15 protein-coding genes are annotated in these 12,984 nt (G+C 39.2%); 4 read left to right on the plus strand and 11 right to left on the minus strand.

Annotated features, from left to right (window positions below):
• Positions 1-15: 15 nt before the first annotated feature.
• The 5 genes from MKY06_RS13585 to MKY06_RS13605 form a co-directional block, all read right to left on the minus strand.
• Positions 16-954 carry an ABC transporter ATP-binding protein gene (locus MKY06_RS13585; RefSeq protein ID WP_225518949.1) on the minus strand — a complete coding sequence of 313 codons (939 nt, stop codon included), beginning with the start codon at positions 952-954 and terminating at the stop codon, positions 16-18.
• 101 nt (positions 955-1,055) lie between these two features.
• Positions 1,056-2,177 carry a sensor histidine kinase gene (locus tag MKY06_RS13590; RefSeq protein WP_225518947.1) on the minus strand — a complete coding sequence of 374 codons (1,122 nt, stop codon included), beginning with the start codon at positions 2,175-2,177 and terminating at the stop codon, positions 1,056-1,058.
• Positions 2,178-2,181: 4 nt separating this feature from the next.
• On the minus strand, positions 2,182-2,820 hold the full coding sequence (locus tag MKY06_RS13595; protein WP_013057355.1) for a response regulator: 639 nt from the start codon (positions 2,818-2,820) through the stop codon (positions 2,182-2,184).
• A gap of 167 nt (positions 2,821-2,987) precedes the next feature.
• Complete coding sequence (locus MKY06_RS13600) at positions 2,988-4,223, minus strand: Zn-dependent hydrolase (protein ID WP_225518945.1); 1,236 nt, start codon at positions 4,221-4,223, stop codon at positions 2,988-2,990.
• A 299-nt stretch (positions 4,224-4,522) separates the two neighbouring features.
• Positions 4,523-4,645, minus strand: a complete 123-nt coding sequence (locus MKY06_RS13605) for a hypothetical protein (RefSeq protein WP_013057357.1) — start codon at positions 4,643-4,645, stop codon at positions 4,523-4,525.
• A gap of 292 nt (positions 4,646-4,937) precedes the next feature.
• Here MKY06_RS13605 and MKY06_RS13610 point away from each other — a divergent pair, with 292 nt between their 5' ends.
• Both MKY06_RS13610 and MKY06_RS13615 read left to right on the plus strand, forming a co-directional pair.
• On the plus strand, positions 4,938-5,474 hold the full coding sequence (locus MKY06_RS13610) for an IseA DL-endopeptidase inhibitor family protein (RefSeq protein ID WP_013057358.1): 537 nt from the start codon (positions 4,938-4,940) through the stop codon (positions 5,472-5,474).
• Between the two features lie 154 nt (positions 5,475-5,628).
• On the plus strand, positions 5,629-7,215 hold the full coding sequence (locus tag MKY06_RS13615; RefSeq protein WP_013057359.1) for a glycosyltransferase family 39 protein: 1,587 nt from the start codon (positions 5,629-5,631) through the stop codon (positions 7,213-7,215).
• A gap of 40 nt (positions 7,216-7,255) precedes the next feature.
• On the opposite strand, the gene MKY06_RS13620 is transcribed toward MKY06_RS13615, so the two are convergent.
• The gene (locus MKY06_RS13620) at positions 7,256-7,669 is read right to left on the minus strand and encodes a GNAT family N-acetyltransferase (RefSeq protein WP_013057360.1); all 414 of its coding nucleotides are present in this window, start codon (positions 7,667-7,669) and stop codon (positions 7,256-7,258) included.
• A gap of 131 nt (positions 7,670-7,800) precedes the next feature.
• Positions 7,801-7,998 carry a hypothetical protein gene (locus MKY06_RS13625; protein ID WP_098325265.1) on the minus strand — a complete coding sequence of 66 codons (198 nt, stop codon included), beginning with the start codon at positions 7,996-7,998 and terminating at the stop codon, positions 7,801-7,803.
• A gap of 47 nt (positions 7,999-8,045) precedes the next feature.
• Between MKY06_RS13625 and MKY06_RS13630 the strand changes: the two genes are divergently transcribed.
• On the plus strand, positions 8,046-9,005 hold the full coding sequence (locus tag MKY06_RS13630; RefSeq protein ID WP_223268899.1) for an aminoglycoside phosphotransferase family protein: 960 nt from the start codon (positions 8,046-8,048) through the stop codon (positions 9,003-9,005).
• A gap of 17 nt (positions 9,006-9,022) precedes the next feature.
• On the opposite strand, the gene MKY06_RS13635 is transcribed toward MKY06_RS13630, so the two are convergent.
• The 4 genes from MKY06_RS13635 to MKY06_RS13650 form a co-directional block, all read right to left on the minus strand.
• Positions 9,023-10,018: an LLM class flavin-dependent oxidoreductase gene (locus tag MKY06_RS13635; protein ID WP_055992823.1), complete on the minus strand. Its 996-nt coding sequence runs from the start codon at positions 10,016-10,018 to the stop codon at positions 9,023-9,025.
• Between the two features lie 14 nt (positions 10,019-10,032).
• Positions 10,033-10,317, minus strand: a complete 285-nt coding sequence (locus MKY06_RS13640) for a DUF3219 family protein (protein ID WP_013057364.1) — start codon at positions 10,315-10,317, stop codon at positions 10,033-10,035.
• A 134-nt stretch (positions 10,318-10,451) separates the two neighbouring features.
• Entirely contained in the window at positions 10,452-11,045 is a 594-nt protein-coding gene (locus MKY06_RS13645; protein WP_013057365.1) for a DedA family protein, read from the minus strand.
• A gap of 77 nt (positions 11,046-11,122) precedes the next feature.
• A complete protein-coding gene (locus MKY06_RS13650; RefSeq protein ID WP_098277947.1) occupies positions 11,123-11,842 on the minus strand; it encodes an endonuclease V in 720 nt (239 codons plus the stop codon).
• 267 nt (positions 11,843-12,109) lie between these two features.
• Between MKY06_RS13650 and MKY06_RS13655 the strand changes: the two genes are divergently transcribed.
• Complete coding sequence (locus MKY06_RS13655) at positions 12,110-12,982, plus strand: glycerophosphodiester phosphodiesterase (RefSeq protein WP_098277948.1); 873 nt, start codon at positions 12,110-12,112, stop codon at positions 12,980-12,982.
• The last annotated feature ends 2 nt before the right edge of the window (positions 12,983-12,984 follow it).

Genomic DNA, 12,984 nt, shown 5'->3' on the forward strand with positions numbered 1-12,984 from the left:
TATTCCTCCTTTCTTTTATAAATCTCTTAGACTGCGCCCTGTCAACGTGAGGAAGACCGTCTCTAAATTTGGGGCTTGTTCCTTAACTGCTTTAATTTCGATATGATGCGTCATTAAATACTGAATGACTTTGTTTAAGTTATTCACTTCGGCATTTGAATTAATTTTAATGATTCCATCTTCATACGTAACGGCTGTTACTCCCGGAATTTCTTTTAGACCGCTGCAATCTATATCATCCGCTGCTTTTACTTCAATCCAAATATCTTTTGTATCGGTGATAATCGCTTTTAGCTGCTCTTTTGTTCCTTCCGCAATGATTTTGCCGTGATCAATAATGGCAATCTTTGTACATACCTCTTCTACTTCTTCCATATAGTGACTTGTATAAATGATTGTGCTTCCCATTTCATTTAGCTTTTTTACAGATGTTAAAATATAGTTTCGCGACTGAGGATCAATACCAACCGTCGGTTCATCCATTATAATAAGCTTTGGGCGATGAGCAATTGCGCATGCGATATTTAACCTTCTTTTCATACCTCCTGAAAAGCTTTTCGGATAAGCCTTTTGTTTATCTAAAAGCCCTACAAACGCTAAAGCTTCTTCCACTCGTTCGTTAAGAAGTGATCCTCTTAATCCGTAAAGTCCGGCAAAAAACTTCACATTTTCATATGCTGTCAAATCTTCATAAATCGCTAAGTCTTGCGGAACGATCCCGATGTTCATCTTTGCGAAATTTCGATGTTTCTTTATATTTTTCCCTAGCACTTCAATATCACCGCTGTTGCTTTGAAGCAGACTAGCAACCATATGAATCATTGTGCTTTTTCCTGCTCCGTTTGTTCCTAAAAACCCAAATATATCTCCTTCTTCTACTTGTAAAGACAAATTATCTACTGCAATAAAATCTCCAAATTTCTTTGTTAGTTTTTGAATTGATAATACGTTCATCATTTCACCTCTAGTGTGTTGGTATATCCTTATTTTATGAAAAAAAGGCAAACTTACGTCAGTGCATAAGTTCACCTTTTTCCCATGAGAAATCTCATTATTTATGTATGAAGTTTCTCACCTATCGGCAGCAGCGTTGTAACAGAAAACCCGTTTGCCCCATCAACGATCACCGTTCCGTTAATGGAAGCGGCTCGCTCTTCCATCCCTGCTATGCCAAGTCCTTTTTGAAACAAGTGAGCCCCTTTTCCATTGTCTTTGACTTCTACTTTAACCATTTTATTTAGTACATGAAGCTCAATGGCAATCATCGTTGCTTCTGCATATTTTAAGGCATTTGTAATAGCTTCCGTTATATTTTCATGGATAATTTTCCACTGAAGAGGCGTGATAAGATCTAAATTACCTTTGTATACAAGAGGCATTGCGATACTATGCTTAGCCTCAAACTCACCAATAAATAATTTAAGCCGGCTGATTCCTATTTGCTCAGCGGGAGGCTTTATACTTTTTAACGTTAACCTAATTTCTTCAATACCTTCTTTGGAAATCGTAATCGCATTTTGAAGAAGAGACAGCGCTTTTTCCTCGTCTTGCTTCATCACATGCTTTGCTGCCTCCATTTGAATAAGCGCTCCTGTCATTGAATGACCAATCTTATCATGAATTTCCTGCGATAATCGATTTCGCTCTTCTAACTTTGAAGCATATTGAGACTGCCTCACATACTCTTTATTTTCATTCACGTGTTTTTGCAGCTTTTGCATACTTACTCTCATTTCATCAATTTTTTGCTCATAATTAATCGTTCGTTTTTGATAGAGAGCTGCTGCTGTATAAATAAAGAAAGTAAACGCAGCGACTAACACATACAGCGCGCTAATGTCAGAGGGAACAAGCAGCATTGGAAGCAAAACAAGCAGCAGCACCATCCATTTTTTTACGACTGATTCTCCAACAAGCTCACAAAGGTTTAGCGGCAAAAGAAGAAAAAACAAAGGATGAAGTTTATACGCACAATATAGAATAAGGACAATTGAAATAACAATAAACATGCGCTTGAACACGCTCTTTTTCACAATGGACGCTGCAATATTAACACAGCTGTAAAGAAGCAGTGCTAACACAATAGCTGAAATCGAGTGTACATAATTAAACTGAATGTACGTAATAGCCAAAAACAGTATAAGGATGAGCTTAGTCATCATTAATCCGACTTCCATAGCCCTACTTCCCTTTACCGGTTAAATAATAAATAGCAATTTGAGTGCGATGCTCAAGTCCCGTTTTACTTAAAATCGAACTAATATAGTTTGCTACGGTACCTTCTGAAATAAAAAGCGTTTTAGAAATTTCTTTATTCGAAAGCCCCTTGGCAATAAGCGTCATAATGCTCGTTTCACGCTCTGTAAACTGTGTCATATCCGCTTTTGACTCACGCTCAGTTGCAGCGTTTAAACTTGATTTAATCTTATCAAGCACAACATCTTGAAGAACCGTATGTCCGTTGAATACACTTTTGATTGCGTCTCGAATGCGCTCCGGTTCTGTATTTTTTAACAAGTAGCCTTTAGCTCCGTTTTTTACGGCATCAATAATATACTCATCATCATCAAACGTAGTTAAAATAAGCGGCTTTGCTTTCGTTAACTCTGAAATAAGCTTTGTAGCCTCTACACCGTCCATAACGGGCATTCTTACATCTAACAATGCAATATCGACGGAATGGTTTTTGCAATATTGAACGGCTTCCTGACCATCTTTTAAAGTAGCGACAACGTCGAACTCCTCGTATGTATTTAATATAATTTTCATTCCTTCTCGAATAAACGAATTATCATCTGCAATAATAATAGTAATTTTCATTTCTTTAAGTGAGAACATCTCACTTTTTTTCACATCCTTCTTTCACATCCATCCGCATGCTTCTCATTTATTGTAGCCATAATAAACCAAAAGTTCAATGCGATAGTTCGCAGTCTTTCTAAGCACTAAAAAAGAGCAAACCTCCGCAGGTTTACTCTTTTGCTCCGTTACTTCTGAGCTAACTTAATCACCGTCTCTAAAAGTACATTTACACCTTTTTCGCATTCTTCCCAAGGAGTAAATTCTTCTTCACAATGACTTTTTCCGTTTACGCTCGGAATAAAAATCATAGCCGTCGGAATATAGGTAGCTAAAAACTGTGCGTCATGTCCAGCTCCGCTTACCATTCGCTTGTAGGAATACCCAAGCGAACGAACGGATTCTTCCACTTCATCGCAAACGGTTTTATCAAACCATACGGTATCGCGTCCCCAAAGCTTGGTCACCCGCACTTCGCAGCCTTCTAACAGCTCCGCTTGATCAGGCAGTGACTGAATGATCTTTTCCACGGACGCAATGACGTCTTCATCCGTATGTCTCGCTTCAAGCGAAAAAATAACTTTATTTGGAATAACGGTATGAATATTAGGCAGTACGTTCATACGACCCATTGTATAGACTAAATTTGAATCTAATCTACCGAGCTCATGACGAGCTTCAGCAATTAAATTATTGGTTGCAAAAAGCGCATCTTTCCGCATATCCATCGGCGTCGTCCCGGCGTGGTCTGACTCCCCGGTAACTTCAATTTCATAACATACCATGCCGAGCACGCACTCCACTACACCGATTGATTTGGCTTCTCGTTCTAAAATAGGCCCTTGCTCAATATGTAATTCTACAAATGCCGATGCTTCAGTAAGGCGGTTACTCGTATCGCCTTCATATCCGCATGATTGAAGAGCTTGCTCAAACGTCACGCCGTCAACATCCGTCTTCTTTATCATAACGTCTTTTTGAAATTTGCCCGATAAAATACCTGAAGCCATCATAGAAGGCTCAAAACGCGCTCCTTCTTCATTCGTAAAGTTAACAATGGTAATCGGCACCTTCGGCTTAATATTATGTTCAACGAGCGTTCTTACTAACTCTAATCCTGCAACTACACCGAGGATTCCGTCAAACCTTCCGCCTTTTTTTACGCTGTCCATGTGTGAGCCAATCACAACAGGCGGCTTATCTTCTAGTCCTTCAAGCGTGGCGTAAATACATCCAAGATCGTCAATTTTAATATCCATTCCAAGGTCACGGCAGCATGAACAAAAATAGTCTCGTGCTAAGCGGTCTTCTTCTGACAGCGCTAAGCGGGTTACACCGTTATTAGGTGTTCGTCCATAATCGGCAAATCGTTCAAGCGTATTTTTTAACCTTTCTCCATTCACTGCTACTTTTTGTCGTTGCAACTCAACCACTCTCCTCATTATTTGGTTATAAAGTGCGTCTAAGGTGCGGGGTTAATGAATATCATTCATTATGACATAAAATAGGCGATATCACTTGAAGTCTGTTAGAACCCCTTCCATTGTTTTTGTAATGAAAGTGCGCAGCTTGCCTTATGTATCTATTAGCTTCAAAACGTAAATTTCCTGCTTTTTTCTATGAATAATGCACGCGTTATTTATGCATTTTTATTATAAAAATAGCGATAGGTTTTTTTCAAAAAAAAGAGAATTAGTTACTATACTAACTCTCCTCTACATACTTACTTTTTATTTGCTTTCTTCGCAATCGCAATCATTGTAGCCAAAACACCGACTGTAATAATCACAATAGCAATTACAGCAGTGGTAATAATAATTCCTGATGTTACTTCTGAAACACCCATTAGTCTACGTTCTCCTTTTGTGCCTGACCTATTTATCTACATCAGCATAGTGGTCGGTTTATTCCTATTATATACGAACTTGTAAAGCGACGAAATATGTGACACATAATTGACATACTGTTTATATGTTTTCTTTTAATTCTACGTTTTATTTAAGAAAATACGGGAATAATTCAAACATATATAAGAAATACTCTTTATTTCTTTAAAGAAGTATTGTAATATAAATGTAACAATTGTAATATTAACAGCATGAATGTTACATATATTTCAATGAATGAGTAGGAGGGAAATGGAAATGAAAAAAATTGGAATAATCTTAGCATCACTTGCTCTTTTCTTTTCACTAAGCACAGGAGTTACAGCTCAAGCAGCATCACAAAATCTATCAACGACTAATGCGGTAAAAATTGCAGCAAACGCAAGCAACCATTTCTGGAATGCACTTCATGGATCTAAAGGTAATTTATGTACTCAAAAAACATTTAATTATAAAGGCACTCAGTACTCATATCTTTGTCAAGATTTTAATACAAAAAGCAAACTAGTAAGCTACTTATCTGAAACTTTTACAAACAGTGCTATTCAAAAAGGATTAACAAATTATCGCTACATCACATATAACGGAAAGCTTGCTCGTCCTGTCGGTGACGGATTCAGCATGCTAGAGTGGAACAAAGCAAAAGTAAAACTAACTTATCAGCGTGCCGATGTTCGCTCTTATCAATTTACGGTTCCAACGGTTGACGGAGGAAGTGTAAAACGCACCGTTACATTTTATAAATCTGGTTCACAGTGGAAAGTGAATAAGTTTGATGCTGTACTATAAGCAATATAAAAAACAAGGTCTTCTAAGGCCTTGTTTTTTTATGCTCTCGCTTCCGCTCTTTATTAAAGAAGTTTCACTTTATTTTCACCAACTCCCCTTATAGTATGGAGACACACTACTACTTATTCGATACATTGTCATCGGAGGATTTTATATGAACATACTACAAAAAAGAACGGCTTTTATCGTAACGGCAGCTTTTCTTTTAGCATTTGTTTTCAGTATCGTTTCACTATCACACTACAAAGGAGAAGAACATTTATTTTCGATTCAAGAAAGTTATCAGTTAAAAAAGATTACTAATGGTATATCTGCTCCTGATAATAATTCGAGGGATCATCGTCTCCCTTCAGGAAACGGTCCCGCTTCGTCTAGCAATTCCGGAGAACACGTAACGCCTTTTCATAATCTATCTATGGATAACGGTGCCGGAAGTCAAGGAGCTAATAAGGACTATGAAACACCGCTAGCTCTTTATACGGTGGGCTTTTTTATAGCAGCAGCTTTCGTTTACGGATTATTAAAGAAAAAGAAATGGCATCATTCGATAGGGCATTCTCGCGTTATTTTATGGTCATTACTTGGCACTGGACTATTTATCCGGATTGCGCTGATTCCGTGGGTAGGCTCTCATATGGATGCGTCGCTTTTCAAAAACTGGGCATCGGTTGCGGCCAATCATTTTTCCAATTTCTACGCTAAAAGCGGGAGCGATTATCCGCCGTTTTATATTTATATCTTGTTTATCGTTGGGAAAGTTGGCAGTTTACCGGATTTTCAGCAGTATTTTTCGCTGTTGATTAAAATCCCGCCTATTTTAGCAGATGTCATCACATCTTATTTACTCTATCGTTTAGCTCGTAAATACTTAGCACCTTCTTTTGCATATCTGTTAGCAATTGGGTATTTATTTAATCCGGCCATTTTAGTTAATTCAACGTTTTGGGGACAAGTCGATTCATTTTTCACTTTGCTTATTGTCCTAGCGATTGTGATGATTACGGAAAAAAGAATTTACGCGTCAGCCGTTATTTTTACAGCAGCGGTCTTAATGAAGCCGCAGGCGATTATTATCCTGCCCATTTTGTTTTTTGAACTCATTCGCCTAAAGCAAGTAAAACATTTCTTCGGCATTGCTTTAACGGCGGCTTTCACTGCTGCAGCGATTTTATTGCCTTTTTCAATTGGAAAAAGTCCAACGTGGATTATTGATTTATTTTCATCAACCATTGGAGAATACCCGTATGCCTCTGTTAACGCCTATAACTTCTTTAGTTTAATAGGCGCAAACTATAAAGACAGCTCTGCAACACTGCTGTTTTTCAGCTATCATACGTGGGGACTTATTTTTATCGTCGCGACAACTGTTTTTTCATGGCTTATTTATATAAAAGGGCGCAGCTTTAAATACGCCGCTCTTGCAGCGCTTATTCAAATTTCAGGGGTATTTACGTTTGCTTCAAGCATGCATGAACGCTACTTATTTCCAGCAGCAGCGCTTGCTTTGCTCGCTTATATTTATTTAAAAGACAAAAACTTGCTTTACTTATCCCTTGGATTTAGCATCAGTATTTTCATGAACACTTTTTTTGTTTTATACGGTGACAGCAATATGCAAAACAGCACGTCCTATCCATTTTCTATGTTTGCTACGTCTATGCTGAACGTTTTGCTTGTTGTTTATTTAGTAAAAGTTGCTTGGAATTTAGTCCAAAAAAGTACGGTTTTAAAAACGGCATAATACAAAAAGCTCAGTGAGTATGATTGATCACTGAGCTTTTTTACATAACAAGCGACATACCTGGCGCGTCTTCTTCTCTTTCTTGAAACCCTAATTTTTTATAAAAATGATGCTTTCCTTTTGCTGCAAACAGCTGAATCGATTCAATTCCGCTTTCTTGGCACTTCGTCAACAGCTCTTGAATAATTTGCTTTCCAAGTCCTTTGTTCTGGTATGAGGGATCTACCATCACGTCGCAAATAAGCGCTTGATAAATTCCGTCTGAAATCATACGTCCGAATGCAATTAATTGTTCATTGTCATAAATACCGACTCTAAACCAGCTGTTGGCTGCAGCCTCAAACAGCTGTTCTTTTGTATAATTGCCTTTTTTACTTTTATGTAATCCGCTCGCTTCATGCAAAGCAGCAAACTGCTCAAATGACGGAACCTCTTTTTTTATTACGTAAGACACGTTCATTCTCCTCTCAATACCATTGTTTTCTATATTATATTTATACATCAAACGGAATAATAATTCAACATTTTTATCTAGTTATCTTGTTACCCTTTCTTCAAATAAAAAAACTGCCGTTTGGCAGTTTTTTAGGCTTGTACTGATTTTTTTCGTTTTTTAAGATCAATTCCTGCAATGATAAGCAAAATGACTCCAAGAGCAATCATGATTTTACTCACTATCTCTAACCACTCCGGTGCGCCTCCAGCAAGTAAAAGTGAAAATCCAATGATATAAATCGGAAACCCCGCGAGAGCCCAAGGAGATTTCACCTTCTTTTTCTTCATGTGTACGATCTCCTCTTTCTTTACAGATTCTATGTAGGCTGTATATGATGAGTTTATCAGAAAAAATTGGAAACGACAAAGGAGATAAACGCATGTATACGCTGCCTCAAACATTTTGTGACACCGTTACTCACCTTCACTCTCATAAAGGTCAAAAGTGGTTAGCTGACTTTCCTCAGCTTATTCACTACTGTGAAGAGCGCTGGCGTATCAATATTCACATTCACTTCCCTCTTTCTTACCACTTTGTTGCTCCTGCGCGTAAAGCAGATGGAAGCGAACTAGTTGTCAAATTTTTTGTAGAGCCTTCAGAGTTGCTTTATGAGCAAGAAGCACTGACAGCACTAGCTGGTGAGAACACGGTAAAAATAGTGGACAGCGATACTGAAAAAGGCATTTTACTGCTCGAAAAGCTGTCTCCCGGATGCCCGCTTTCCTCTTTCTCAACTAAAGACGAATCTGCGTTAATCGCTGCTGGGCTCATGAAATCTCTATGGCACATGCCGCACTCAGACTCCACTATCGAAACAGCCATTAAAAGAGAGAAACAGCTTCGAGAGTGTACACAAATGTATCCAAACGGTATTGATTTCCTTTCTTCTGAAACGCTTCAGAATGCACTAGCCGTTTTCTCTGAATTAAACCGCACTTCTCAGCAGCTTTTTCTGCTTCACGGCGACTTGCATCATGATAACATCTTACAGTCTGGTGAAGCGTGGAAAATAATTGACCCAAAAGGGTTAATTGGAGAAAAAGAGTACGAAATCGTCCCTTTTCTTTTAAATCATCTGCCTAAGACAAACGTGGCAGAGACAATTGACCATCGAATCAATATATTTGTCAAAGAACTGAACGTAAGTAAAAAACGAATCTTACTGTGGGGATACGCTCATTCTGTACTAGCCACGTGCTGGTTAATAGAAGACCGCCAAGACGCCGCTTCTTTTTTACATGCCATAGAAGCATTTCAACACTTATACGAACGCTATTACGGGCATAAAAAATAAGAGCCGACATTCGGCTCTTATTTTTTGCATTTCTCTGCTATAAGCTCATATGATTTTAATCGGTCAGCCGGATCGTGCGTAATGGTCACAAGCATGAGTTCATCCGCTCCGTAGCGTGCTTGAACTTCTTGAAGACGCTCATGTACTTCTTCTGGATTTCCGATAATCATGGCTTCTTTCATTTTCTTGATTTTTTTCTCTTCTTCTTCTGTAAGCGGATAGCTGGCCGCTTCTTCAATAGAAGGCACGCCTTTTGCTTCCATTTTATCCTGCTGAATTTTCCATACGAGTGAGCTCGTTGCGATGAGATGCGCTTGCTCGGTTGTTTCAGCGCAAATGACCGATACAGTGACAATCGCATAGGGCTGATCTCCGCCCTGTCTTGGCTGAAATGCCTGTTTGTACTGATCAATAATAGCTGAACCGTCTTGTTCACTCATAAACTGTCCAAACGTATAGGCCATTCCGTTTCTAGCGGCGAGCTCAGCACTTTTTTTACTTGTACCAAGAAGCCAAGGTTCGGGAGAGACCGGCGGCAGCGGCGAAGCTGAAAGCTTTGCGTATTCATGTTCAGCCGGAAATTTATCGTCTAAAAACTGAAGAAGCTCTTCAACAAGTTCAGGCATTTTAAATACTTGCTGCAAGAAATTATCCGACAGCGCATTTGTTGCTTCAGCCGATCCACCCGGCGCGCGCCCAATTCCTAAATCAATGCGCCCTGGAAACAGCGTTGCCAGCATGTTATACGTTTCCGCTACTTTATACGGCTTGTAGTGAGGCAGCAGCACCGCTCCCGATCCAATTCGAATCGTATTAGTCTGTGCGCCGATATAGCCAAGCATCACTTCAGGAGCCGAACAGGCAAGTCCAGACAAATCATGATGCTCTGCAATCCAGTAGCGTTCATAGCCAAGCTTGTCACCAGCCTTGGCCAGCTGCATTGATGCTTTTAACGCTTCAGCTGGGGTCTGATGGGATGAAACGGGCGATTGGTCGAGTATACTTACTTTCATCACGCATCTGCTCCTTATTCGTTCACTTCAATTAAACTTAATGAAAAATCCCCTACCTGTCCTTTTTCATATAAATTTGTAAAAGATGTGGAGTACTGATGAATCGTTCCTTGAAAATCCAGATCTTCTTCCGGGACATTTACATGAAAGGTGCCTTTATATAACAGTGTAGTAATATCATGATATTCCTCACTTGTTACTTTAAAATCAACTGAAATTTTCGTTTTGCCTTTTACAATCTCTTGTTCATAGCTGTAAACTTGAATAGGCGTATCATTTAATACAATTTCTTGTACCACGTTAAATCGTCTCCTTTTTTAGTGCGTATGAAAAATAATAGCACTTGAAGAAGTCATGAGCAAATAAAAGAGCTTCTGGTTGCGCATGCAAAAAAAGCATGGCTTTTTGCCATGCTTTCAGTCAAAAAACGATCTTATACGCGCTTTGTACGCGTTCGTTTGAATACGAAATAAAGAACAATAATCACAAATGCCGCAACTACAAACGGAAGCGTATATTTGCTTGCTACGTCTTCAATGTTCGCCCAATTCTCGCCTAGCTTTCCCCCTAAGTAAATAAATAAAATCGACCAAGGAATCATCGCTAACACGGTTAAAGACGTAAATTTCCAAAACGGCATTTTAGCAATACCTGCAGGAATCGAAATTGCATGTCGAACAACCGGGACAAAACGAGCAGAGAAAACAACGCCCGCGCCGTATTTATTAAACCAGTTTTCCGCAAGATCAATATGCTTATCATGAATAAATAAGTACTTGCCGTATTTTTGAAGAAACGGACGTCCTCCGTAGGCTCCAATCCAATATAAAAACCACTGTGCAATCGTTCCGCCAATAATTCCGGCAATGACTGCTCCAGGAAAACTAATCATACCTTGAGAAATCATATACCCTCCGTAAGCTAGTACAATTTCACTTGGAATGATTTCAATCATTAAACCGAGCGCAATACCTAGATAGCCAAGGCTCGTTAGAAAATCTAAAATACTCGCAACAAATGAACTCACCTTTAATCACCTTACTCATTCTTTAATAATTTTACACTACTACTATAAAAGGAAACTATGAACTCATTATGAACAGCTTACTTCCCCGTTGACTGCCGATACCTTTTCCGCAGCTCATGCGTATGCAGATCTGCTAGGCGCACCGGAATCGGAAGCTTACTTTCTTTGGAAATAAAATGCATCATGAGCTGATACGACATGTCCAAATCAATATAGTTTCCGCACGACAGAAAAATAGGCTTTACTCCTTTTGCTGTCCTTACTACTCTACCATAAACTTCGCCATCAATCACAATATCTTCATAAGCGCCTGCTGCATCTTCAGGCATAACGTAGTCATATCCCTTGATCTTTAAATAGCTTTTCCCAATTCCAACGATGGGTTTATTGAGAAAAAACGAAGCATGTGTGGCTACTCCCATATGCTCATAGTGCAAATATCCGTTGCCATCAAATAAAAACACATCGGGCTCTACTTGAAGTTTTTTAGCCGCTTCAAGTATTAAAGGAAGCTCTCGAAAAGCTAGAAACCCAGGAAGATAAGGAACCGTTACTTCTCCTACACTGTGCACTTTTTCCACAACGTTTTTCGTCTGATAATCAACCACTACAATGCTGCACGCTCCGTAGGATACGCCGTTTTCTTCCCAATACGCAACATCAACGCCAGCACAGTTATGTATATGCGCCATTTTGACGCGTGATGTTAAATCAATTTGTGCTTTTAGCTTTTGCTGAAGCGTCCGGCACTCCTCTTTTGTTTGCATCGTAAACGTATGTATGTACTGAATATCCATGTTCCATTCCTTTCATTGACTGACTCACCTATTATACAACTATTTTCTAAGAAATTCCTATTCTTTTTTTACACCTTTTATTATAGCGCTGTTTCCTTAATATTTAATTAAAATCACTATTCTTTTACGCATTTTTTGTAAACATCACCAGGAAAAAGTCCCTATTTTCCTTTACGAAATGTCAACGCTTTCTACATACTTTCGCTATATCAGCATCATATTTTTTCGTTACGCTATTTCTATACCAACGCATAGGAGAGAAACGTGATGAAAAAATATTTAGCTGGTCTAAGCGCCGTCGCCTTGTTATGCTGTTCGATTGCCTCTTCTGCTTTTGCACGCACGGAAGAAAAACTCACAAATATCGCGCACCGAGGAGCCTCCGCTTACGCACCTGAAAATACAATGGCTGCTTTTCACCAAGCGCTAGAAATGAATGCGGATTACATTGAACTTGACGTGCAGCAAAGCAAAGACGGTGTACTCGTTATTATGCATGACCGTACCGTAGACCGAACGACAAACGGAAGCGGACACATTCGAGAATTAACGTACGCGGAGCTTCAGCGCTTGGATGCAGGAAGCTGGAAAGACGATTCGTTTGCGAATGAAAAAATCCCAACTCTTTCACAAGTGTTAGATGAATTTCAAGGGAAAATCGGTATATTAATAGAGTTAAAAGCCCCGGAACTTTATCCTGGAATTGAAAAAAAAGTAGCTTTTGAAATCAACAAGCGAAAGCTCGATCACATTATCATTCAGTCTTTTAACGTTTCATCCATGAAAAAAATGCATGAGCTTCTCCCAAACGTTCCTATAGGCATACTAACTTCTTCAGAACGAGATGCAAACCCAAACTCAATTCAGCAATTAGCCGCTTTTGCCACTTACTTTAACCCGTCCTATGACATCCTAACGCCTACTCTCATCCACCAAGTCCATTCTGCCGGAATGAAAATATCACCGTGGTCTGGAACCAAGCGGCTTCCTGCTTCATTTTTGTGGAAAACAAAAAGCGACGGAGTCATTACAAATTATCCGGATGAAGTGAATTGGGTGCAAACATCAACAAAAATAGGGAAAACCATTCACGCAAGCTCCGCGAGTCACACTGCTCGCTTAGTTGGTGTAAAAAAGTAATA

This window comes from Priestia sp. FSL P4-0332, from assembly GCF_038005845.1.
In the GTDB taxonomy this organism is placed as follows: domain Bacteria; phylum Bacillota; class Bacilli; order Bacillales; family Bacillaceae_H; genus Priestia.

What these genes read in the sequence shown, in the direction of transcription:
- MKY06_RS13585 (WP_225518949.1), bottom strand. Translation starts at nt 954, where the DNA reads ATGAACGTATTATCAATTCAAAAACTAACAAAGAAATTTGGAGATTTT.
- MKY06_RS13590 (WP_225518947.1), bottom strand. Translation starts at nt 2,177, where the DNA reads ATGGAAGTCGGATTAATGATGACTAAGCTCATCCTTATACTGTTTTTG.
- MKY06_RS13595 (WP_013057355.1), bottom strand. Translation starts at nt 2,820, where the DNA reads ATGAAAATTACTATTATTATTGCAGATGATAATTCGTTTATTCGAGAA.
- MKY06_RS13605 (WP_013057357.1), bottom strand. Translation starts at nt 4,645, where the DNA reads ATGGGTGTTTCAGAAGTAACATCAGGAATTATTATTACCACTGCTGTA.
- MKY06_RS13610 (WP_013057358.1), top strand. Translation starts at nt 4,938, where the DNA reads ATGGAAATGAAAAAAATTGGAATAATCTTAGCATCACTTGCTCTTTTC.
- MKY06_RS13615 (WP_013057359.1), top strand. Translation starts at nt 5,629, where the DNA reads ATGAACATACTACAAAAAAGAACGGCTTTTATCGTAACGGCAGCTTTT.
- MKY06_RS13625 (WP_098325265.1), bottom strand. Translation starts at nt 7,998, where the DNA reads ATGAAGAAAAAGAAGGTGAAATCTCCTTGGGCTCTCGCGGGGTTTCCG.
- MKY06_RS13630 (WP_223268899.1), top strand. Translation starts at nt 8,046, where the DNA reads ATGAGTTTATCAGAAAAAATTGGAAACGACAAAGGAGATAAACGCATG.
- MKY06_RS13635 (WP_055992823.1), bottom strand. Translation starts at nt 10,018, where the DNA reads ATGAAAGTAAGTATACTCGACCAATCGCCCGTTTCATCCCATCAGACC.
- MKY06_RS13650 (WP_098277947.1), bottom strand. Translation starts at nt 11,842, where the DNA reads ATGGATATTCAGTACATACATACGTTTACGATGCAAACAAAAGAGGAG.
- MKY06_RS13655 (WP_098277948.1), top strand. Translation starts at nt 12,110, where the DNA reads ATGAAAAAATATTTAGCTGGTCTAAGCGCCGTCGCCTTGTTATGCTGT.